The organism is Pseudomonas sp. GW823-FHT05G12, assembly GCF_058795575.1.
In genome coordinates this window covers 3691567-3712291 of record NZ_CM179501.1, presented here as the reverse complement: position 1 = coordinate 3712291, position 20725 = coordinate 3691567, and the positions used below count along the sequence as shown (strand labels likewise).

The window sequence follows — 20725 nt, the reverse complement described above, 5'->3', positions numbered from 1 at the left end:
GTCATGATCAACAAGAAAACCGCCCTGATCGGCGGCGGCGTGGTGGCCCTGGCCGGCGCCGTGATGCTCGGCCTGGTGATCCAGGCCAACTCCACCGCGCGCTCGCAGGTGGCCGATGACAGTGTGCGCCTGAGCGACTTCAAGTCCACTGACGCGGCACTGATCAAGCAGGGCGAGTATGTGATGCGCGGCGCCGACTGCGCGGCCTGTCACACGGCCAAAAGCGGCGACTTTGCCGGTGGCTACGTGATCGGCACGCCGTTCGGTGACATCCAGTCGTCGAACATCACCCCCGATCGTGAAACCGGCATCGGCAATTACACCCAGCGCGACTTCTTCAATGCCGTGCGTCAAGGGCAGGGCCGCCATGGCCTGTTGTTCCCGGCCATGCCGTACACCGACTACACGCGCATGAGCGACGATGACCTGCGCGCATTGTGGGCGTTCTTCAGCACGCTCGAGCCGAAGGCGCACAAGGTCGACGAACTGGTCGGCATGAACTTCCCGTTCAACCAGCGCCTGTTGATGGCGGGCTGGAACTGGATGTTCTTCGACAACAAGTCGTATGTCCTGGACCCGGCGCAAAGCCCCGAGTGGAACCGTGGCCGCTATCTGGTCGATGGCGCTGGCCACTGCGCCGCCTGCCACAGCCCACGCAACGCCCTGGGCGGGCCAATCGCTGCCCAGGCGCTTCAAGGTGACCTCCTCGGCACCTGGTTCGCGCCGAACATCACCAACGACCCGCACCAGGGCTTGGGCGACAGCAGTGTCGAGCAGATCGTCGACTACCTGAAGACCGGCAGCGACGGCGTTGCCGTGGCCAGCGGGCCGATGGCCGAAGCGATCGAGAACTCCACCCAGCACCTGACCGACCAGGACCTGCGCGCCATTGCGGTGTACCTCAAATCGTTGCCCGGCAACCCGCAGCCAGCACCGGCAGCGCTGGCCGGTAATGATGCCCGTATGCAGCGTGGTGGCCAGGGTTACGAGGTGCATTGTTCGGCCTGCCACGGCACGGCGGGCGAGGGTGTGAGCCACATGATCACCGGATTCGCCGGCAACAAGGCGATCCTCGCGGACAACACCGACACGTTGACCAGCGTGGTGCTGGGCGGAGCGCGGGCGGTGCATACCCATACCTACGTCACCGGTGCGGGGATGCCGGCGTTCGACTGGAAGCTCAGCGACGTCGAAATTGCCGACATTCTCACCTTTGCACGCAACAGCTGGGGCAACAGTGCGCCGGCAGTGACGGCGGAGGAGGTGGCGGAGATGCGCAAGCAGCTCGACTTGCCGCAGCAGATGCGCGCCAGCGTTCAGTAAATACCAGGTCCGGCCCTATCGCCGGCAAGCCGGCTCCTCCAGATCTTGTAGGAGCCGGCTTGCCGGCGATAGGGCCCTGACAGGCACCACACCAATAACAAAGAGAACATGATGTTTACTTTCAAATACCGCGTACTGCTGGTCGCCATGGCTTGCGCTCAAACGGCCCACGCCGCCGATCCCTTCGCCAGCGATTCCCCCTGGGCCCTGGGCGACTGGAACGGCACCCGCACCACCCTGGCCGAAAAAGGCATCGACTTCGAATTCGCCTACGTCGGCGAATTCGGCGCCAACCTCGGCGGCGGCTACAACAAGGACCGCAGCGCCAGCTACAGCGACCAGTACTCGCTCGGCGCCAGCTTCGACCTGCAGAAGCTGCTCGGCTGGCACGACGCCCGCTTTCAGCTGACCGTGGCTGACCGCAACGGCGACAACATCTCCAACGACCGCGTCGGTGACCCGCGTGTCGGCACCCTGAGCTCGTCCCAGGAAGTCTGGGGGCGTGGCTCGCACTGGCGCATGACCCAGCTGTACTACCAGCAGGCGTTCTTCGACCGACGCCTGGACATCAAGGCTGGCCGCTTCGGCGAAGGCGAGGACTTCAACAGCTTTGACTGCAACTTCCAGAACCTGACCTTCTGCGGCTCGCAGGTCGGCAACTGGGGTGGCATCTGGTACAACTGGCCGATCACCCAATGGGCGCTGCGGATCAAGTACCAGCTCACCCCCGAGCTGTTCGCGCAAATCGGTGCGTATGAACAGAACCCGTCCAACACCCAGAACGACAACGGCTTCAAACTCAGTGGTAGCGGCACCGAAGGTGCGGTACTGCCGGTGGAACTGGTGTGGCAGCCGCGTATCGGCGGCCTGCCGGGTGAGTACCGCGCCGGCTATTACTACAGCACCTCCGATGCCAAGGATGTGCTCAAAGATAGCAACGGTCAGCCGGCCGTGATCAGTGGCGCGGCTTATCGCAGTGCCTCGAGCAAGCACGGGTTGTGGCTGGGCGCAATGCAGCAGGTTACTCGTGAGGCAAGCGATGCGTCACGCGGATTGAGCCTGTTCGCCATGGCCACGGTGCATGACAAGAAGACCAGCAAGGTCGACCACTATGTGTCGGTAGGCGCGGTGTACAAGGGGTTGTTCGCGGCACGGCCGCAGGATGACATCGGCCTTGCAGTGTCCGAGGTGCATGTGAACCCGGCGTACCGCAAGAATGCGGCGCTGACCAATTCGGCCAATGGTATCGAGGATTACGATGACCCGGCTTACCTGCCGGTCCAGCAAATCGAGTACAACGCCGAGCTCAACTACGGTATTCACCTGGCCGAGTGGCTGACGGTGAGGCCGAACCTGCAATTCGTCCGGCACCCAGGCGGGGTGAGGCAGGTGGACGATGCCTGGGTCGGTGGGTTGAAGGTACAGGCGACATTCTGATTTCCATCATCACGTGCTGAAGGCGCAGGACAGAGGTAAGCTTTGCCCGTCAGCCTTTCTACAACAACTGCTGGGCGCCGGCCGTGGCCTAGGCGCGTAGGCTTGCCAGATCCAGTCCAATCAACTGGCCTGTGCACTTGACGATGCGGCCGTCCGCGATGACGGTATCGACATCGGCAGGGCTTGCCGACTGGACGATGCATGCCAACGAGTCGTTCACCGGAAACATCCGCAGCCTGCGGCTGTCGACAAGCGGCAGGTCGGCTCGCTTGCCTACAGTGATCGAACCCGTTTGTCTGCCACTGTCCAGCCGCGTCAGCACATCCTTGAGATAGGCATACGGATCATGCCCATTCATACGCGCTGTTTGGATCAGGCTCATGATTGCAGCTGCCCATTTAGCACTGCGCAGCGACCCGGCAAACAGCCGGTTCGAGCGTCCAAGTGCCCATGGCAGCATCTGATTCTCGACCTGATTGTTGTCGATGGGCACAGCCCCATCGCCCAGGTAGCGCGTCAGCGCTACCCAGCGTTTCAGACTGTAATCGAAGGCTTTCGCCGTAGCTGATCCGCTGGGCACCAGGTCGCGCTGGGCCAACATCCAGTCATGCAGTTTGTTGATTATCGGTGCCGCCATTTCCTGCCGTATTCGCCAACGGTCATCATCACTCATGTCTCGCGCTTGGAGTTCGATCTCGTACAAACCGCTGATCGAGTGCAGCGCCTGTTCGGCCAACTGGCTTTTGTTCGCCACGTGCAGATCGAAAAACCTGCGACGGGCGTGGGCCATGCAACCGATTTCAGTGATGCCTTGCTCAAAACCAGCTTTGTAGCCTGCGAAGTCATCGCAGACCAACTTACCGTTCCAGTTGCCTAGGAAGTTACGCGCATGTTCGCCAGCACGGCTTGGGCTGAAGTCGTAAACCACCGCTTTTAGCGCCGAAAATGGCGTAGTGCTGTAGGCCCAGACGTAGGCCCGGTGCGTTTTCTTCTCGCCTGGCGCAAGCATTTGCACCGGTGTTTCATCGGCTTGAATCACGCCCTGGTTCAGCATGGCTTCACTCAGTGCATCGACCAGCGGCTGGAGCCGCACGCCGGTTTGCCCAACCCGCTGCGCCAAGGTCGAACGAGCTATTACCAGCCCGGCACGGCCAAAGATTTTCTCCTGCCGGTACAGCGGCAAGTGATCGGCAAACTTGGCCACCATTACGTGGGCCAGCAAGCCTGCGGTCGGGATACCTTTGTCGATAACCTGCGCCAGCACCGGCGCTTGGAGCAGGGCTTCGCACTGGCGGCAAGCCCACTTACCACGCACGTGTTGCTCGACGGTAATCACGCCCGGCGTGTAATCCAGCTTCTCGCTGACGTCTTCGCCAATGCGCTGAAGTTGGCAGCCACAGGCGCACTGAGTGTTTACGGGTTCGTGACGAATCACGGTGCGCGGAAACTGCGGCGGCAATGGCGCACGTTTCAGGGATTGCCGTGGTTCGGCTTGTGGCGAAGCTGGAAGGAGCCGTTTCAGCTCTGCTTCGATAGCTGCAAGGTCTGTGTCGAGCAGATCATCCAGAAAGCTGCCTTGCGCTGGGCTGATCTACTCGCTGCGCTTGGCAAACTTGTGGCGTTTAAGAAGGGCGATTTCGTAAGTGAGTTGCTCGATGATGGTTTCATCGTTCTGGATCCTCCTGCTCATCGCCTCAACTTGGGACTGCAATTGCAACGCCTGTGCCGCCAAGTCACGAAACTGTTCCGGGGGCATCTGGTCGAGGTTGAGCGGGAAGGCCAACGACAAGCAGACAGGTCAAATGGCCGGCGATTAAAGCATGCTGATCACACCACCTAAGCCGACTCGCTGCCACGGCAACCGCAGTACCAGCGCCTGGGGTTGTTCACTGTCGAGTTCGACCTCGCAACCATGGCGAATGCCGGGCCAGTGAAACTTGCCTTGATTCAGTCGCCGCGCGGCAAGCCAGATACCCACGCCATTGTGTACCAGCACTTTCATCCGGTTGGCCCGGCGATTGGCGAAATAAGCGCAGTGCGGCTTCGCCGCACCGAACACCGCGATCACCCGGGCTAATGCGGTTTCGGTGCCAGCGCGCATATCCATCGGCTCGGTGGCCAGCCAGATCGCATCGATGCGGATCATTGGGCCACAGCCCGGATAAATTGCGCGCAGCCCTCAGGATCTGAGACTGGCCATTTCACCGTGATCAATTGCCCGGCGATGGGCAGTTCGATGACCACTGACACTTCGGCTGGCCGTTTAGGGGCGGTCTTCAGCGGGACGAATGCTGGTAGCGAGGTTGTCGCGGGCTGATCTCGATAGAGCGGCATCCATTTGCGGATGACGTTGGCATTGATGCCGTGGCTGATGGCGACACTGGACTCAGTTGCGCCAGGTTGCAGACATTCCTGAACGACCTGGGCCTTGAATGGTTTGGGATAAGAGCTTCGTTGGCGCATGGAAATCCTGGCGATTACGGGTAATCGCGTCCGCTTAAAAATATGCGGACACCATCGCCCTTAACGCAGGAGTTCGGAAGGTGAGTTCGCCGGATGCTTACCAGCTACGGGCTGCATTCCAGCTCCTTCATGTAAACACCGGTTTACAAAAGCCAGCCTTTCAGTGTGGTTGCTTCGTTGCCCGACCGGCAGCTCCTACGGATGTGTTGACTTTTGATCGCGTGTTTCGTATAAGGAAACACGAGGTATTTTTGGATACGCCGGCGACGCGAGAAGTTACAGGTGCCGCTGGCGGTGAAGCTGGATATTGATGAGTGGTGTACGACCACACAGAAGGTATCGGAATGAAAATCCTTGTGGCTGAAGGGAATGTGCAGTTCGCTCGTGAGTGGTACCGATCGATAACGGGAGAGACGCAAGGCGAGCAGTACGCTTCAGTGATCAAATCACTGAGCTCAAATATTCAGGTAGACATCTTGAATCTACCGGATAGCGATCAAAACTCGCTGCTCGACTTTGATAGGTATGAGGGTATCGTACTAACTGGTTCATCATTGAATGTATATAACCAATCTCCCGAAGTGGAACGCCAAATAAAATTTGCGCGTCGTGCCTTTGATTCGCAGGTTCCGTTTTTCGGATCTTGTTGGGGGCTTCAAGTGGCTAACGTGGCTGCTGGCGGCGAAGTAGAACTGAATCATCGCGGGCCAGAAGTAGGAGTCGCTCGCAGAGTATCTCTCACAGATTTAGGCGCTCAACATCCTATGCATAAAGGGCGTAAAACTTCCTTTGATGCTTTAGCAATTCATTCGGATCATGTCACACGCCAGGCCGAAGGCATGAGTGTTACGGCTACTAACGAGATTAGCGAAGTTCAGGCGGCGGAAATTTTATATAAAAATGGCTGCTTTTGGGGTGCGCAGTTTCACCCAGAGTACAGTTTAAATACTCTGGCAGATGTATTGGGTATGTACGATCAAACGCTGATATCAAATAGAAATTTATTTTTGGGTGGGAAAGAATTCAAGGGCTACATTGAGGCGCTGCGAGTTCTGCACAAAGACTCTAGTCGTCAAGATATTGCGTGGCAGTTAGGTTTAGATGGTGACATTCAAGACGATTTTAGTCGAAGCTGTGAAATCAGAAATTGGCTTGAAACCAAGGTGGGGGCCCCAGTAAGGCAAAAAAGTGATAGATCTGTATTATTCAATTACAGCTATCTAGTAACAGCTACATTGCCGTATTGAGTGCTCGCTCGGTGAGAGTCTACGGCCTCGCTAAGCGCGTTGATGGATGTCTACGATTTTCAATGTACAAACAAAAACAAAATGAGGAAATCCTATGTCTAGTTACAAAATCGTTTCGCCTATCGATGGAATGCCTTTTCTGTCAGGTAACACTGCTAATGACACCGAGGTAGCTGCAGCCTTAAATTCGGCAGAGGAAGCATTCCAGTCTTGGCGATTCTCCTCCAAGCGCGAACGAGCAGACCTGGTAATTGCGCTGGCAGATGAGCTGATTCGGCGGTCGGATGAGCTGGCCAAGGCTGTATGTGTATCGATCGGGCGGCCAGCCGGTCAAGCTAACGAAGCGCCTAGATTTAAGAATGTGACTTTGGCGCAGATCGAGGCTCTTGAAGAACTCTTGGACGAGCGATACCCAAGTGACGAGCAAGTGACCCGATTCGTGAGACGGTATGGACAAGGCGTACATCTTTCGATTGCCCCCTGGAACTATCCTGTAGGATTGTTACCTTGGTTGATCGTAACGCCAATCTTGGGTGGCAATACAGTTATCTTGAAGCATGCTGCTCAAACGACTCAAGTAGGGCGTATAGTCAGAGAGGCCTATAAAGCTATTAATGGACCGGCTGGCGTTCTGCAGGTTCTCGAACTTGAACATCGCCAAGTCGATAGCATCATCAAGTCCGGGCGAGCGAAAGGAGTTAACTTTATTGGCTCTGTTAGCGGTGGGCTTTCAGTTCATGCTGCAGCTGCAGGAACACTGACTCATGTCCATCTGGAATTGGGTGGCAAGGATCCGGCTTATGTTCGTAAGGACGCAGATATTGAGCTTGCTGTGGCTGAGCTAGCGGATGGTTGTTTCTCAAATGCAGGCCAGTCATGCTGTTCGGTTGAGCGGATCTATGTGGATAGCAATATTCAAAACGATTTCATCGAGTGTTTCCGCAACGAAATGCTCAAATATCAGATCGGAAACCCAAATGACGCCAGAGCAACTGTCGGACCTGTTGTAAAAGCTTCGGCGGCTGAGTTTATCAAAAATCAGATTAAACAAGCAGTGCAGATGGGCGCTGCATCTTTTGAGAGCCCCATGCTTGACCTGGATGTAGCAGACCAATCTGCTTACGTGCGGCCGACTCTCCTTACGGGTGTCACTTCTCACATGGAAGTAATGCGAGAGGAAACATTTGGTCCAATCGCTTGCGTTCAAGTCGTTGCCAATGATGACGAAGCTATTCGTCTCATGAACGACAGTCAGTTTGGCTTGACGGCTGGAATCTGGACGCGTGATCAGGAAAGTGGATTGCGCATTGCTGATAAAGTTGACGCAGGAACAGTGTTTGTAAACCGTTGCGATCATGCAGACCTTTATTTGCCTTGGGGCGGGCTGAAAAACTCGGGTATCGGACGAGGAAATGGTAAAGAGGGGCTGTTAGGAGTGATGGGCGGCGGCGGCAAAAACTGAGTGCAACACCTGACCTTTCCGGTAGGGTGTTGCCATGTCTTATCACGAACTCAGCGTTGAAGAACGCTCCGATATCCAGGTCAGTCTGCTGCGTGGCATGAGCCAGCGCGCCATTGCCCGAATGCTCAACCGCAGCCCCTCAACGATCAGTCGCGAGATCCGTCGCAATCGTGATGCCCGGGGTGAGTACACCACCCAGCATGCCCAACAAGCCATGCGCGATCGTCGATTGCCCTGCCGGCCCCGGCAAAAGCTGGTGCCCGGCAACGAATTGTTCGAGCTGGTCGCCCACCTGCTGCGACAGCGCTTTTCTCCCGAGCAGATTGCCGGCAAGCTGCGAACCATGAAATCCCCAAGCTTCGAAGACGCCTACGTCTGCCGCGAGACGATCTACAACGCGATCTATGCCCTGCCGGTCGGCGAACTGCGCAAGGAGCTGATCATCTGCCTGCGGCAAGGCAAAACCTCCCGCCGTCCGCGTTCTGGCGGCGTAGATCGCCGTGGCCAGATCCCGGACATGGTCAGCATCCATGTGCGTCCGCCGGAGATCGAGGATCGCGTGATGCCGGGACATTGGGAGGGCGACTTGATCAAGGGCAAAGCCAACGCATCGGCCGTGGGTACGCTAGTCGAACGCACCAGCGGCTACCTGATGCTGGTGAAGATGCAAGACGCGACGGCGACCTCGGCCGTGGAAGGCTTCAGTTCGGCGCTGAACCATATGCCGCTGGCGGCCCGCAAGAGCATGACCTACGACCAAGGGCGGGAGATGGCGCGTCACGCGGAAATCACCCAGAAGACCGGGGTGGCAATTTACTTCTGCGACCCGCACAGCCCCTGGCAGCGCGGCAGCAATGAGAACATCAACGGACTGATCCGCCAGTACCTGCCCAAGGGCACGGATCTGTCGGTGTGCAGCCAAGAGCAGTTGGATGCGATTGCCTACGAGTTGAACATCCGACCGCGTAAGCGCTTCGGTTTCAAGTGCCCCATCGAGGTCATGACCGAGCTGATGGCCAAGCATCACGAGGCTCCCGCCTCAATCCAGTAACTGTGTTGCACTCAGCTCCTGCAACCGCCGATGCTAAGTCTTTCCACGTGAGAAAGCTGTCATGAGTATTGATGCTTTAGAGCCCAACATACTCGCGCGCTATGTTGATGCTGCGGTAGAAATAATTCCAGGAGGCGCAAATGCGGAAATTGTCCTGATCTGCGAACACGGTGGTAGCGCGGTACCGTCTGCTTGGAATAACTTAGGTTTGCCTGAGGCTTTATTTGCCACGCATTATGGACAAGATTTAGGTTCGAAAGAACTGACGCTGAGTGTTGCCAGGCGATTAGGCGCGACTGCAGTTGTTGCAAATTATTCACGCTTGTATTTGGATTACAATAGGAAGTTTGATGATCCCGACTGCATTAGGTTAGATGTGGGCGGCATCCCGATTCCGGCTAACATAAATATAACTGAGCGTGATAGAAAGCTTCGTGAAGATATCGCGCGCAGGCCTTTAGAGCGCGCGATTGCAAGTTGGATGGAGGGCACTTTATCAAAGGCTAAAGTAGCCGTTTCCATTCATTCATTCACGCCGGTCTGGTATAATAAATTTCGCTCGTGCGAAGTTGGCGTGATGTGGCGTGATAGTGAAGCATTCCCTGCTAATCTACTCCAAAAAATCGCAGAGCAGGATGTCTATCGTGTCGATGAAAACCAACCATATAGCTTCAAGGACAGTGATTGGTTTACGCTCGATCGGCATGGTTTATCAATCGGGGTCGCAAACGCGTACATTGAGGTGCGCAACGACCTAATTGATACGAAAGCCAAGTTGGAATCGATGTCTGCAGTACTTGCTAAAGCAATTATACGTTCCGCATCAGAGTTTAAGTAAGCTAACGCAATGTTGTCAGAAGCGGGGTCAATTTATTGATTCCGCTTTTTTTATTGTCAAGCACAAAACTCTCAGACGTCTGGATTAAACCATGCTATTGATCATTAGCACGTCCACGGTCCCTTCCGGGGCTACGTACGCATGGGGCTGCTCTGAGTCAAACAGAACGCTCTCACCCTCGTTCAAAATAATTGGGTCGTAATACTCGCTCAGCAGTTGGAGTTTACCTCTAATTACGAAAATGAACTCTTGACCTGGATGCTGACGCCAACCACCAACTTCTTCAAAAGATTTGGCGGTGATTGTGACCTTCCAGTAAAGATTGTGATACTCTTTGAAGTCGGCACAGAGGCTTTCAAGTCGCATGCCTTGAGTGGACTGTACTTCGGCGGAGTTGTTTCGAGTAATAGTACGCCTGCCGGTTGCTTTCGGTTTGCTTGATGATAGAAAATTCGATGCAGGGACTTTGAGAATGTCGGCAATCCGAAGTGCGACGCTTACGGTAAGCTTAGTTTTACCTGTCTCAATTTTGGACATTTGCGAAGCTGAAATACCGAGTTCTCGAGCCAATGAACGAAGGCTCATGCCTCGCAGGTTACGCTGTTCACGGATCTGGTTGACAATAGACACCTTAATGTTCCTACTCAATTATGCCTAGCGAAAATCGCTGAAATGTGAGCTTTATAGCACAGGATTTCCTAAATCTACAAATTATTCCATTTAGGAAACTCGATTGTCGCCCCATGCGTCAAGCATCGAATGCAGCGGGCAAATTGCATCGAAACGGTGCAGGCTAGAGGGGAGGTGTGGATTACTGAACAGTGACCGAGCAGTCATACTCAAATGCTAACGTATTGATAAAAAATAAAATTTTTTAAATTAAAATGTTACAAAAAGACGGGGGCTGCTTCAGCCCCCGCCCAGTCAATCCGCGCCTTGACGGCCGAACAAGTACCTTTTAATACTTGAGCATAAGACCGCCATCGACAATCAAGTCTGTGCCAGTGATGTAAGCCGATGCGTCAGATAGCAAGAACATAGCTGCATTCGCCATGTCGGCGGCTTCACCGACCCTACCCATGGGGACATAGTCAGCTGCGTTCTTGAGCTTCTCAGGTGAATCCCAGCGTGCCTGCATAGGGGTATGGGTGATACCTGGATAAATAGTATTGGAGCGAATCCCTTCAGCGGCTAACTGCATTGCAATTGATTTGGAGATCGCTGGGATACCAGCTTTAGAGGCTGCATATGCGTCTTGAGGAGCGGTGTCGCCACGCAAGCATTGGACAGTGGAGAAGTGCACCATTGAGCCGCCGCCTGATTTCCGCATGTAGGGAACAGTCGCTCGGATCGTATGCACCAGGGTTTTCAAATCGATGTCCATGACCTGATCCCAGACATCCAAATCGATATCAAGCAGCGACACATCCTTACCGAACCACAGTACACCTGCGACGTTGGCCAGGTAATCAATGCGGCCGAATCGATGATAAGCATTTTCAACTGCTTCGTTGACGAAGCGTGGGTCGGTCAAGTCGCCTTTTGCAAACAGGACCTTGTCAAAGCTGGCCAGCTCTTCAGGCATGTCTTTGACGTCAATTGCTAGTACCGAGGCGCCTGCCTCGAGCATTTTTTTTGACAGAGCCAAACCCATACCGCCACCTGCTCCAGTCACAACTGCCACTTTGCCAAAGAAATCGTAGTTAACCATGTCCACTCCCGCTTGATTGTTGTTCTGCATTCACAAGCTCAGATGATCCAGGGATGCCGGAGTTGAGCTATTGGTGTTTCCAGTGTGGAAACATGTTTCTTTTTATAGAACCTGGTGTGTTCTGTCAACACGCGCTTTGCGGAGCAATGGGTCAGTAGAAACGGTCGATACCATGCGCAAATGAGAGGTATTCGCATGGGGATTGCTGTGCTAGAGCTGGCAAAAATACGGCGATGTGGGCTAACTGACTGATTATTGGAGGGAAAAAAAATATGCTACAAAGCCGGCAAAAAAGTCTTGTCGTGAAACATGTTTCCAAATAGGATACACAAAACAACGACAAAAAGGGTGGCCGGATTATGAGCAACTCCAAGGAATTCGATCTAGTGATTGTGGGCGCGGGCCCGATTGGGTTGTATGCCGCCTACTACGCGGGTTTCAGGGGCCTTAAAACGGCCTTGTTCGACGGGTTGCCCCAGGTTGGTGGGCAGGTGGCAACCATGTACCCTGAAAAGCTGATCCATGATGTAGCGGGTTTCCCTGCCATCAAAGGCAGTGATTTCATTTCGAATCTGCTTGAGCAGTCGCGGCGGCAAGAATATGAACTGCATCTCGGTGAACTGGTTGTCGATCTGGTAGCGGAAGGTGATGGCTATGTACTCCAGACCGACCTCGGTGAGACTTACCATACAAAGGCAGTTGTACTTGCCGCCGGACTAGGAAAATGCACGCCGCGCTCTCTACCTGCATTGGAGGGTGTTCACTCTTCAAACGTAATGCATTTCATTTCAGAGCTCTCAGCGTTAGACAACAAACACGTAGTCATCGCGGGCGGTGGTGATAGTGCTGTCGACTGGGCAAATGCGGCGGCAGAAAGAGCTAAGTCAGTCACCGTTATACATCGTCGCGCACGCTTCCGAGCTCACGAGGCGAGTGTCAAGGAGATGTACAAAAAAGGTGTGCGAGTCATCGCCCCAGGCGAGGTTGTCGCTTACCACGAGGAGCAAGGACTCGAGTTCTTGGAAATCACGGGTGCTAACAATGAAAGTAAAGAAATTATTTCTTTTGACAAGTTTATTGTTGCGCTTGGGTTTCATTCGGATCTGGGCCCAATTGCTGAGTGGAAAATCAATATCGATGGTTTCAGGATTCCTGTTAAAGAGGATATGGAAACCAATATGCCACGCATATACGCTGTTGGCGATGTAAGTGAGTATCCAGGCAAGGTTCGGTTGATTGCTGTTGGGTTTGGAGAGGCAGCTATCGCTGTGAACCATGCTGCAGCTGCGATTTCTCCTGAAATGTCGGTTTTACCTGGCCATAGTACAAATGAGGTGAGCTAAATGCCTTATGTAATTACAGATGCTTGTATACAAAGTCGTGATCAAGCTTGCGTCGACGTATGTCCAGTAGATTGCATCTATGAAGCGAACAGCCGGCTATGGATTCAGCCGGACGAATGTACTGAATGCGGGGCTTGCGAGTCCGTATGTCCGGTAGAGGCAATTCACTACGTGGATATGTCGAGTGATAGTTCAGATCTGATTGAAGCTCGACAGTTCTTTGAAGAACCTCTACCTGGTAGAGGGGAAGTGATAGGTAGCCCGAAGGGGTCGCAAAAGATTGGAAAAATCCTGAGTGATCACCCAAGGCATCATGGTTGAGGTAGAAAACTAATAGCTGAGTTGTGCTAGTGCTCAGTCGGAATCTGAACAGGACATGCAAAATGAACAAAGACAACAATAAAGATCTCCTGAAAGTCCGTGAGTTTATTGAACGAAATAACATCGATACGATTCGGGTTGGAGCCGTTGATATTGATGGTGTCTGGCGAGGTAAGCAAGTTGGAGCTGAGTATTTTCTGGAACGAGTCGCCGTTACCGGAACTCAGGCTTCAAACGTATTGTTTGGATGGGATGTAACTGACACGTTGGTTGATGGCCTGTCTTATACAGGGTGGGACTCAGGCTATCCTGATATTTGTTTTATTCCAGACCTCAGTACCCTATCTCTTGTGCCTTGGCAGGCTAGAACTGCTTCAGTGATTTGTGATTTTTATACAACTGCCGGCAAGCCGTTATTTCTCTGCCCGCGGGGCATTTTAAAGCGTTCGATTGCTAAAGCAAAAAACATGGGCTACCAGTGCTTTGCGGCTTATGAGTTTGAGTTTTATCTAATTGAAGGCAGCGCTGATGATATTGCAGATAATAATTGGCAAAATATCGCGCCAGCCCGAAAAAGTGGGCACTGCTATAGTATGCTTCATTACTCGAGTTCTTCCGATGTCATGGGTGAAGTTCGCCAGTTTATGCGCGAAGCGGGCATACAGCTGGAGGCAACAAACAGCGAGCATGGACCAGGACAATACGAAGTCAACATCAAATATGGCGATGCACTCCAAGCAGCCGATGATGCGATTTTCGTGAAAAACGGCATCAAAGAGATTGCAGCTAAGCATGGCTTGGTTGCTACCTTCATGGCAAAGCCAAATGCAGAATGGGCAGGGTCTTCAGGCCATGTACATATGAGCCTGGCAGACGGTAACGGCGAGTCGCTGTTTGCAAACCCAGAAGATCCAGGCCAACTTTCGGCTCTTGGGAAGCATTTCTTGGCAGGCATGGTCAGCCATGCAAGAGAAATGTCCGCCATTTTTCTTCCCACCCTCAATTCTTATAAGCGTACTGCGGGTGCATCTTGGGCGGGCGGAAATGCTTCATGGGGGTTCGATAATCGAACCGTCTCACATCGCGCAATCACTTCTGCAGGTAGTGCAGCACGTGTCGAAAACCGCATTCCAGGAGCTGACACAAATCCGCACCTGGTGGTTGCGGCAATTCTTTTATCGGGTCTGGAAGGCATACAGAAACAGCTAAACCCGAATGAACCGATCCTAGGTAATGCTTATCACGTCAGCGCTGAGAAAGCAGATCCACTTGCGACTTCTCTGGAAGAGGCGGCGCGGCTCTTTAGTCAGAGCGAGACGGCACGTGAGATGTTTACCCCGGAATTTGTTGATCACTATGTACAAATGAAGAAATGGGAGCTCAGGCAGAACGCGGCGTTTATTACTGACTGGGAGCTTAAGCGGTATCTGAGCATTATTTAAGTTAGGAAATATCTGCCGTCGTCGATCTGGGCGGCGGCTAAAGAGTAGCGAGGAATGATGGGATGAGCGACGTAAATAAAATTGCTGAAAATTTTGATTTTCATGGCGAAGCACTAGACAATATTTTTGATACGTACGCAGCGTTGCGTAACGGTTGCCCAGTTGGACGCAGCAAGCACTATGGCGGTTTCTGGTTTTTGACCAAAAGTGACGATATCTTTGCCGCAGAGCAAGATCCTCAGGCATTCTCTGTTGCCCCGTCGATGATGGTCCCTTCCGTATCTGAAGGAATTCAGCTGCCTCCAATCGACATTGATCCGCCAGAACATACAGCCTATCGGCGAATCTTGCTGCCTTTGTTTACTCCACAAGAACTCAAAAAACTAGAGCAACCAATTCGAGATACTGCTCGAAGCTTGGCTGAAGAATTTGCTAAGAAAGGTAGCGGTGCTGACGCCTCGTATCAATATTCTCGACCATTGCCGACTATCATCTTTAGTCGTCTAGCTGGCTATCCAGAAAGTGACTGGCCAAAGTTCGATAAATGGGTCGATGACATTATTTATGAGCGGGTAGAAAAACCTGAAGTTGCTCAGCAAGCATGCAGAGATGTCTTTGCATACTTCGGGGACCTTCTCGATAAATGGGAAGATCCAGGTGAAAATCAGACCCTGATGGACTATCTCTGCAAGGCTAAGTTGGATGGGCGTCCACTGACCCGCGACGAACTTCTTCGCTATTGTTATCTGCTTTTCCTGGCAGGACTCGATACTACGGCATGGTCCATTCGAGCCGGTTTGTGGCACCTCGCAAATAACGTTGAGGATCAGCGCAAACTTCGTGAAAATCCCGAGTTGATCCCCATGGCCTGTGAAGAGTTTCTCCGTACATTGTCTCCAGTTCAAGTGATGGGGCGAACCTGCCTGAAGGACACCGTGATCAGAGGTCAAGAGATCAAGGAAGGTGACCGCGTCATGTTGGTCTTTGGCGCGGGCAATCGTGACGAAGAAATCTTCCCGGATCCAGACAAGATTGATATCGGGCGCCAAGAAAATCGTCATTTGGCTTTTGGCGGTGGTATCCATCGTTGCCTGGGTTCAAACCTGGGCCGTCGTGAGCTCGTTGTAGGGATCGAAGAGTTCCTGCGAGCCGTACCTGAGTTTCGCCCTGCAGACCCTAGTGAAAAATGGCATGGGGTCGGTCCGCTGAAACTCGCTTTTTGATGAGGGGTTAACTATGAAAGTTCAAGTTGATGAAGCTCGCTGCCAAGGTCATGCACGTTGTGTTTATTTTGCTCCGGAAGTATTTGAAATCGATGACGAGGGTTATGCAAAAGTAAAGCCTGGTTTTGAAGATGTCCCGTCAGAGCTACAGGATAGCGTAAAGAAAGCCTGCGCTAACTGTCCCGAATTGGCCATCAAAATTTCCTGACAGTGAGGGGCAGGGTTCGTGGTGATTATCCGAGTTTTGATTTGTGACGGTAATACCAGGGAAGATAGGGCGTCGTTCACTGAGTACACCGGGTGTACCCCAAGCGAGCATATAGCTGGGCTGCTCTTGGCTATGGACAATGACATAGTGATCGAAATCGTATTTCCGGCGGACCCTGATCCTGTGCGAACGCTCCCTTTGCATTTGTACGACGGCATACTCTTCACCGGATCAAATTCACACATTTATGATGGGCAGCCGAGTACTGCCAGGCAGTTGGATTTTGCGCGTAAAGCTTTCGCGTCCGGCGTACCGCTTTTCGGTATTTGTTGGGGGTTACAACTCGCCGCTGCAGCTGCTGGAGGCCGGGTGGGTCCTAACCGGGCAGACTATGGGATATGTGAGACGCCATTCGCTGCTGGTATCCAGCTCACGGATGCCGGAACGAAACACCCAATGCATAAGAGCCGTAACCTGCGATTCGATGAGTTTTCCTTTCATTCCGATGAGGTGATTGAGTTGCCTCAAGGTGCAGTTGTTACGGCTCGAAATGGAAAGTTCATACAAGCTGCTGAAATCAAGTTCGATAAGTCGATATTCTGGGGTGTTCAATACCATCCTGAACTTTTGGGAAGGGACCAAGCTGGATACCTTCGTGAAAGCGCAAAGTCGCTAGTTGCAGATGGGACGTTCGATAGTCTTAAAAATGTTGAGGAAATTGCAGCATTAATTGAAGGCTATAATCATGAATTAGATTCTCCTCGCTTGAATCAGCTTTGCTGCGGAGTTGACATGACACTGTTTGAGTACCGGCCGCTTGAATTAATAAACTGGCTGCAGCACCTTGTGATTCCTCGGGCCGCGAGCGACCGCGCTATTGGGTAAGGATGCCTCAACTCACAATTCCGTAAATGTGTGAAGAATGTTACGTATATCGTTAACGGAGAATAAGAAATGACTTCACCAAATGTTGAGCGCTCTGAAGATCCCGGAAATAAACAGCTGAAAGGGAACTTGGGGCCTATCGGAATCGCAATGATGGTGGTTGCCACTGCAGCACCACTAACGGTAATGGCTGGTATAAGTCCTCTCGTTATTAGTTTTGGTAATGGTATTGCGGCTCCGGTTGATGCCTTAACAGTTGGTTTTGTCATGCTGCTGTTTTCGGTTGGATTCGTTGCGATGTCTAAATACATCGACAATGCAGGAGCTTTTTATGCTTACATTCTGAAAGGAATGGGGCGAGTATTTGGCTTGGGTGCAGCTTCTCTGGCTGTATTTTCATATACACTCGTTTTGATAGCGCTTGAAGCCTATCTGGGGATCGTACTTAGCAATACATTTTCATCGTTGACTGATATGCATGTTCCATGGTGGGTCTTCACTGTAATGGTCATCGGTTTTGTTGGGTTTCTTGGCTATAGGAATGTGGAGCTCAGTGCCAAAGTTCTTGGTGTGGCTTTGGTGTTGGAGATTTTAGTTATTATGTTTGTCGATTTGTCCGTAATTATTAATACGGCACACGGTGGTTTTTCGATCGAGCCATTTTCTGTGTCTGAGGTACTGTCCGGATCACCTGGCCTTGGCTTGCTATTTACAATTTTCGGATTCATTGGGTTTGAGTCAACAGTTGTTTATAGAGAGGAGGCGGTTGATCCAGAGCGCTCTATTCCGAAAGCAACCTATATCGCTGTGGGGTTTATCTCATTGCTCTATTGCGTCTCCTTTTACTGTGTTGTAACGGGTATTGGTCTGGATAAAGTAGTTGATGTGGCGACGCATAATCCTGAAGGCATGTATCTTGATTTGGTGTCCACTTACTTAGGTCATGTCGCAAAGGACGCAGCTCAACTCCTCCTGATTACAAGTCTTTTTGCCGTCGTGATATCAATTCATAACATCGTAGCGCGCTACAAGTACGTGTTGGGCTCTTGTGGTGTTCTTATGGCACAGTTAGCTAGGGTCCATGATGTGCATTGCTCTCCATATGTTGCCTCGGCTGTTCAAACTATCGTGTCAATTATTCTGATTGCAGCGGCAGTTTTACTCGGTCTTGACCCAGCAACCGAAGTCTATGCTACTGGCGCCGCAGCTGGCACGCTCGGTTATATGATGATCGTTGTGTTGGCTTGCTTGTCGGTAATTCTGTATTTCGCACGGCACCAGGGCTTGGGAAGCGCTTGGAAAACAAAATTTGCGCCAGGTCTCGCATTTGTGGCGCTTAGCGGCTTTCTTTATATAGCCCTGATGAACTTGTCAGCCCTCACAGGTTCGGAAGGGAGCTTGGTAAACACACTGATTATTGTAGCCCTGGCAGTTGCGTTTCTTATAGGAAGTCTTGGTGGGATAGTTATGAAAATAAAGGCACCGAAACGGTTTGATGCGATTTTGGATGCTATGCGTTGACTTGTGCCTGCGCCACCGTTAGCCACGGCTTCGGTGGCGTATCCAGCTCCTCTCCATTAAGGGAAAACCATGGACGCACTTGCTAGGCATCCGATTTATGCACAGTATTGGCATGATAAGGCGCGACAGCAGCCGTATGAAGGTCGTTGTTTCATAAATGGTAGGTTTGTTGAAGCCCTTGACGGAGGGGTTTTCGATTGTTACTCACCTATTGATGGGCGGTTTTTGGCCCGTATCGCGTCAGGGAAATCTGCGGACGTAGATCTTGCAGTTGCAAGCGCTAGAACTGCATTTGAAGACAGGCGATGGGCCGGAATGCCTCTCATCATGCGTAAACAGATTTTAAACAAACTGGCGAATCTGGTGCTTGCCCGCAAAGACGAGCTAGCCCTTTTAGAAACCATGGATATGGGAAAACCAATTTCTTCTTCATGGAACGTTGATATCCCCGCCGTCGCGCAGTGCTTCCAATGGTACGCAGAAGCCATAGACAAACTCTACGAGGACATCGCACCTACCTCAGATGGACACTTGGGAATGATTACGAGGGAGCCTCTAGGCGTTGTCGGGGCCATTGTGCCCTGGAATTACCCTTTACTTACGGCTGCTTGGAAAGTCGCTCCAGCATTAGCAATGGGAAATTCGGTAATCCTTAAGCCTGCTGAACAGTCACCACTGACAGCCATTCGATTGGCTCAATTAGCGATTGAAGCCGGGGTTCCTAAAGGGGTCTTGAATGTGGTGCCGGGGTTAGGGCGTACTGCGGGAAAAGCTCTAGCCTTGCATAATGATGTTGACGGAATACTCTTTACAGGATCTACGGCAACTGGCCGTTTGTTGATGGAGTATTCCGCCAGAAGTAATCTTAAGAAAGTTAGCTTGGAGTTGGGTGGAAAGAGTCCATCAATTATTCTTTCGTCGTACTCGGATATCGAGAAGGCGGCTTCAATAGTTGCAGAAAGGATGTTCAGCAATCAGGTGCAAACTTGCATCGCACCCTCAAGATTGATCGTGGAGCGTTCTGTACATTCGCGAGTTGTTGATGCAGTGATGAAGGTTGCCGAAATGATGCAGCCAGCGGACCCGCTGTCACCTGCCACTCGTGTAGGAGCAGTGGTTGATGCTCGCCACGCTGATCGAGTGATGGGTTACATAGAACGGGCTGTTACAAGTGGTGCTCAACTTATCACAGGGGGGCAGCGTGCATTTGTGGAAACTGGCGGATCTTATATTGTGCCAACGATTTTTGACAATGTATCGAACGACATGGAGATAGTTAGGGAGGAAGTTTTTGGGCCTGTCTTATCAATAATAACTGTAGACAGTGCCACTGAAGCGGTCGCTGTCGCCAATGATACGTCCTATGGTCTCGGGGCAGGAGTTTGGTGTGATAAGCTTTCTGAAGCTCATCAGATTGCAAAAAAATTGCGGGCTGGAGTTGTATATGTTAACTGCTACAATACATGCGATTTAACGACGCCTTTTGGCGGTATAAAACAGTCAGGGCATGGTCGAGATAAATCTATGCGTGCTTTTGATGAGTGCACTTCAGTTAAGACGACTCTAATGGATATTAAAAATTGAGCAGCTGTCAATGAGTAATTCACCTGCTGCTGTCGACTCCATTGATCGGCTAATCATAAAGGCTCTGTCTGTTGATAGTAATGTTAAGCTCAAAGCGCTTTCCAAAATTGTTGGGTTATCATCACATGCGTGTAAGAATAGAGTAAGTAGGCTTTTGACTAATGGTGTGGTTAGGAGGTTTTCACTGGATGTTTCTATTGCGGCACTGGGGTTCGGTGTTGAAGCCATCTTACGAATCCGTCCAGAAGCAGGTGAGAGGGAAAATGTTTATAATATGCTAGTGCAGATGAAGAATGTTACGCATTTTGATACAGTTGGCGGTGACTATCCGTTCCATTGTCGTGCGTGCGCAGCCAGCTTGGAAGAGTTGGATAATAGACTTGATAGTATTAAAAAATATGCCTACGTAAATGTTGATGTGGTGATTACTTCGCCATTCAGTTCGCGTATCCAAGGGCTTTTATAGTGGTGATTAGTTGCGTAGGCTGGGAATTGTTCTTGGCTCAGTCGCATTCATAGTCGATTTATTTAGACAGCCCTCGTTTGCTACGATGTGGTTCCGATGCTTTTCGATTTTTCTTAATTTGTAAGATCGGTATGGGAATTGATACCGCCAAGAGATATAAATCGAGTCGATTGCGACTGCGGTCGTAATGGCGCTACCAA

The 20725-nt window shown here is 51.9% G+C and carries 19 protein-coding genes and 1 pseudogene; 15 read left to right on the top strand and 5 right to left on the bottom strand.

The window, feature by feature from the left end; translation table 11 throughout:
* The first annotated feature begins 3 nt into the window (after positions 1-3).
* Together AC3RCM_RS16875 and AC3RCM_RS16870 are read left to right on the top strand one after the other, a co-directional pair.
* Positions 4-1323 (top strand): cytochrome c, encoded by a 1320-nt coding sequence (locus AC3RCM_RS16875; RefSeq protein ID WP_103469118.1) that lies wholly within the window; start codon positions 4-6, stop codon positions 1321-1323.
* A gap of 111 nt (positions 1324-1434) precedes the next feature.
* Positions 1435-2760 carry a carbohydrate porin gene (locus tag AC3RCM_RS16870; protein ID WP_232099759.1) on the top strand — a complete coding sequence of 442 codons (1326 nt, stop codon included), beginning with the start codon at positions 1435-1437 and terminating at the stop codon, positions 2758-2760.
* Between the two features lie 295 nt (positions 2761-3055).
* On the opposite strand, the pseudogene tnpC reads toward AC3RCM_RS16870, so the two are convergent.
* From tnpC to tnpA, 3 genes and pseudogenes are all read right to left on the bottom strand, one after another.
* Positions 3056-4516, bottom strand: a pseudogene (tnpC, locus tag AC3RCM_RS16865) (IS66 family transposase); the annotation flags it as partial.
* Between the two features lie 57 nt (positions 4517-4573).
* Entirely contained in the window at positions 4574-4906 is a 333-nt protein-coding gene (tnpB, locus tag AC3RCM_RS16860; protein WP_146050472.1) for an IS66 family insertion sequence element accessory protein TnpB, read from the bottom strand.
* The gene (tnpA, locus tag AC3RCM_RS16855) at positions 4903-5223 is read right to left on the bottom strand and encodes an IS66-like element accessory protein TnpA (protein ID WP_103469116.1); all 321 of its coding nucleotides are present in this window, start codon (positions 5221-5223) and stop codon (positions 4903-4905) included. Before tnpA ends, tnpB begins: the two co-directional genes overlap by 4 nt.
* A gap of 344 nt (positions 5224-5567) precedes the next feature.
* Here tnpA and AC3RCM_RS16850 point away from each other — a divergent pair, with 344 nt between their 5' ends.
* The 4 genes from AC3RCM_RS16850 to AC3RCM_RS16835 all read left to right on the top strand — a co-directional run bounded on the left by AC3RCM_RS16850 (position 5568) and on the right by AC3RCM_RS16835 (position 9821).
* Positions 5568-6470 (top strand): type 1 glutamine amidotransferase, encoded by a 903-nt coding sequence (locus AC3RCM_RS16850; protein ID WP_103469115.1) that lies wholly within the window; start codon positions 5568-5570, stop codon positions 6468-6470.
* A 94-nt stretch (positions 6471-6564) separates the two neighbouring features.
* A complete protein-coding gene (locus AC3RCM_RS16845; RefSeq protein ID WP_492629033.1) occupies positions 6565-7932 on the top strand; it encodes an aldehyde dehydrogenase family protein in 1368 nt (455 codons plus the stop codon).
* Between the two features lie 34 nt (positions 7933-7966).
* Positions 7967-8983: an IS30 family transposase gene (locus tag AC3RCM_RS16840; RefSeq protein ID WP_008435491.1), complete on the top strand. Its 1017-nt coding sequence runs from the start codon at positions 7967-7969 to the stop codon at positions 8981-8983.
* A gap of 61 nt (positions 8984-9044) precedes the next feature.
* A complete protein-coding gene (locus AC3RCM_RS16835) occupies positions 9045-9821 on the top strand; it encodes an N-formylglutamate amidohydrolase (protein ID WP_103469113.1) in 777 nt (258 codons plus the stop codon).
* Between the two features lie 84 nt (positions 9822-9905).
* Here AC3RCM_RS16835 and AC3RCM_RS16830 read toward each other — a convergent pair whose 3' ends face one another.
* Both AC3RCM_RS16830 and AC3RCM_RS16825 read right to left on the bottom strand, forming a co-directional pair.
* Entirely contained in the window at positions 9906-10451 is a 546-nt protein-coding gene (locus AC3RCM_RS16830) for a helix-turn-helix domain-containing protein (protein WP_104887395.1), read from the bottom strand.
* Positions 10452-10779: 328 nt separating this feature from the next.
* Positions 10780-11532, bottom strand: a complete 753-nt coding sequence (locus tag AC3RCM_RS16825) for an SDR family NAD(P)-dependent oxidoreductase (protein WP_103469473.1) — start codon at positions 11530-11532, stop codon at positions 10780-10782.
* Positions 11533-11891: 359 nt separating this feature from the next.
* On the opposite strand from AC3RCM_RS16825, the gene AC3RCM_RS16820 reads away from it, so the two are divergent.
* From AC3RCM_RS16820 to AC3RCM_RS16780, 9 genes are all read left to right on the top strand, one after another.
* A complete protein-coding gene (locus AC3RCM_RS16820) occupies positions 11892-12875 on the top strand; it encodes an NAD(P)/FAD-dependent oxidoreductase (RefSeq protein ID WP_103469111.1) in 984 nt (327 codons plus the stop codon).
* Positions 12876-13196 carry a 4Fe-4S dicluster domain-containing protein gene (locus AC3RCM_RS16815; protein WP_103469110.1) on the top strand — a complete coding sequence of 107 codons (321 nt, stop codon included), beginning with the start codon at positions 12876-12878 and terminating at the stop codon, positions 13194-13196.
* Positions 13197-13258: 62 nt separating this feature from the next.
* Positions 13259-14638 (top strand): glutamine synthetase family protein, encoded by a 1380-nt coding sequence (locus AC3RCM_RS16810; protein ID WP_103469109.1) that lies wholly within the window; start codon positions 13259-13261, stop codon positions 14636-14638.
* Positions 14639-14700: 62 nt separating this feature from the next.
* The gene (locus tag AC3RCM_RS16805; protein WP_103469108.1) at positions 14701-15861 is read left to right on the top strand and encodes a cytochrome P450; all 1161 of its coding nucleotides are present in this window, start codon (positions 14701-14703) and stop codon (positions 15859-15861) included.
* 13 nt (positions 15862-15874) lie between these two features.
* Entirely contained in the window at positions 15875-16069 is a 195-nt protein-coding gene (locus tag AC3RCM_RS16800) for a ferredoxin (RefSeq protein ID WP_103469107.1), read from the top strand.
* Between the two features lie 147 nt (positions 16070-16216).
* Positions 16217-16954 (top strand): glutamine amidotransferase-related protein, encoded by a 738-nt coding sequence (locus tag AC3RCM_RS16795; RefSeq protein WP_158664648.1) that lies wholly within the window; start codon positions 16217-16219, stop codon positions 16952-16954.
* Positions 16955-17023: 69 nt separating this feature from the next.
* On the top strand, positions 17024-18475 hold the full coding sequence (locus tag AC3RCM_RS16790) for an APC family permease (RefSeq protein ID WP_103469105.1): 1452 nt from the start codon (positions 17024-17026) through the stop codon (positions 18473-18475).
* 69 nt (positions 18476-18544) lie between these two features.
* Positions 18545-20059, top strand: a complete 1515-nt coding sequence (locus AC3RCM_RS16785) for an aldehyde dehydrogenase (protein WP_103469104.1) — start codon at positions 18545-18547, stop codon at positions 20057-20059.
* Positions 20060-20069: 10 nt separating this feature from the next.
* Entirely contained in the window at positions 20070-20525 is a 456-nt protein-coding gene (locus AC3RCM_RS16780) for an Lrp/AsnC family transcriptional regulator (RefSeq protein ID WP_103469103.1), read from the top strand.
* Positions 20526-20725: the final 200 nt, after the last annotated feature.

Coding starts and splice junctions, on each gene's coding strand:
- AC3RCM_RS16805 (WP_103469108.1), top strand. CDS start 14,701: ATGAGCGACGTAAATAAAATTGCTGAAAATTTTGATTTTCATGGCGAA.
- AC3RCM_RS16845 (WP_492629033.1), top strand. CDS start 6,565: ATGTCTAGTTACAAAATCGTTTCGCCTATCGATGGAATGCCTTTTCTG.
- AC3RCM_RS16835 (WP_103469113.1), top strand. CDS start 9,045: ATGAGTATTGATGCTTTAGAGCCCAACATACTCGCGCGCTATGTTGAT.
- AC3RCM_RS16870 (WP_232099759.1), top strand. CDS start 1,435: ATGTTTACTTTCAAATACCGCGTACTGCTGGTCGCCATGGCTTGCGCT.
- AC3RCM_RS16825 (WP_103469473.1), bottom strand. CDS start 11,532: ATGGTTAACTACGATTTCTTTGGCAAAGTGGCAGTTGTGACTGGAGCA.
- AC3RCM_RS16820 (WP_103469111.1), top strand. CDS start 11,892: ATGAGCAACTCCAAGGAATTCGATCTAGTGATTGTGGGCGCGGGCCCG.
- AC3RCM_RS16790 (WP_103469105.1), top strand. CDS start 17,024: ATGACTTCACCAAATGTTGAGCGCTCTGAAGATCCCGGAAATAAACAG.
- AC3RCM_RS16785 (WP_103469104.1), top strand. CDS start 18,545: ATGGACGCACTTGCTAGGCATCCGATTTATGCACAGTATTGGCATGAT.
- AC3RCM_RS16850 (WP_103469115.1), top strand. CDS start 5,568: ATGAAAATCCTTGTGGCTGAAGGGAATGTGCAGTTCGCTCGTGAGTGG.
- AC3RCM_RS16875 (WP_103469118.1), top strand. CDS start 4: ATGATCAACAAGAAAACCGCCCTGATCGGCGGCGGCGTGGTGGCCCTG.
- AC3RCM_RS16780 (WP_103469103.1), top strand. CDS start 20,070: ATGAGTAATTCACCTGCTGCTGTCGACTCCATTGATCGGCTAATCATA.
- AC3RCM_RS16815 (WP_103469110.1), top strand. CDS start 12,876: ATGCCTTATGTAATTACAGATGCTTGTATACAAAGTCGTGATCAAGCT.
- tnpB (WP_146050472.1), bottom strand. CDS start 4,906: ATGATCCGCATCGATGCGATCTGGCTGGCCACCGAGCCGATGGATATG.
- AC3RCM_RS16800 (WP_103469107.1), top strand. CDS start 15,875: ATGAAAGTTCAAGTTGATGAAGCTCGCTGCCAAGGTCATGCACGTTGT.
- tnpA (WP_103469116.1), bottom strand. CDS start 5,223: ATGCGCCAACGAAGCTCTTATCCCAAACCATTCAAGGCCCAGGTCGTT.
- AC3RCM_RS16840 (WP_008435491.1), top strand. CDS start 7,967: ATGTCTTATCACGAACTCAGCGTTGAAGAACGCTCCGATATCCAGGTC.
- AC3RCM_RS16810 (WP_103469109.1), top strand. CDS start 13,259: ATGAACAAAGACAACAATAAAGATCTCCTGAAAGTCCGTGAGTTTATT.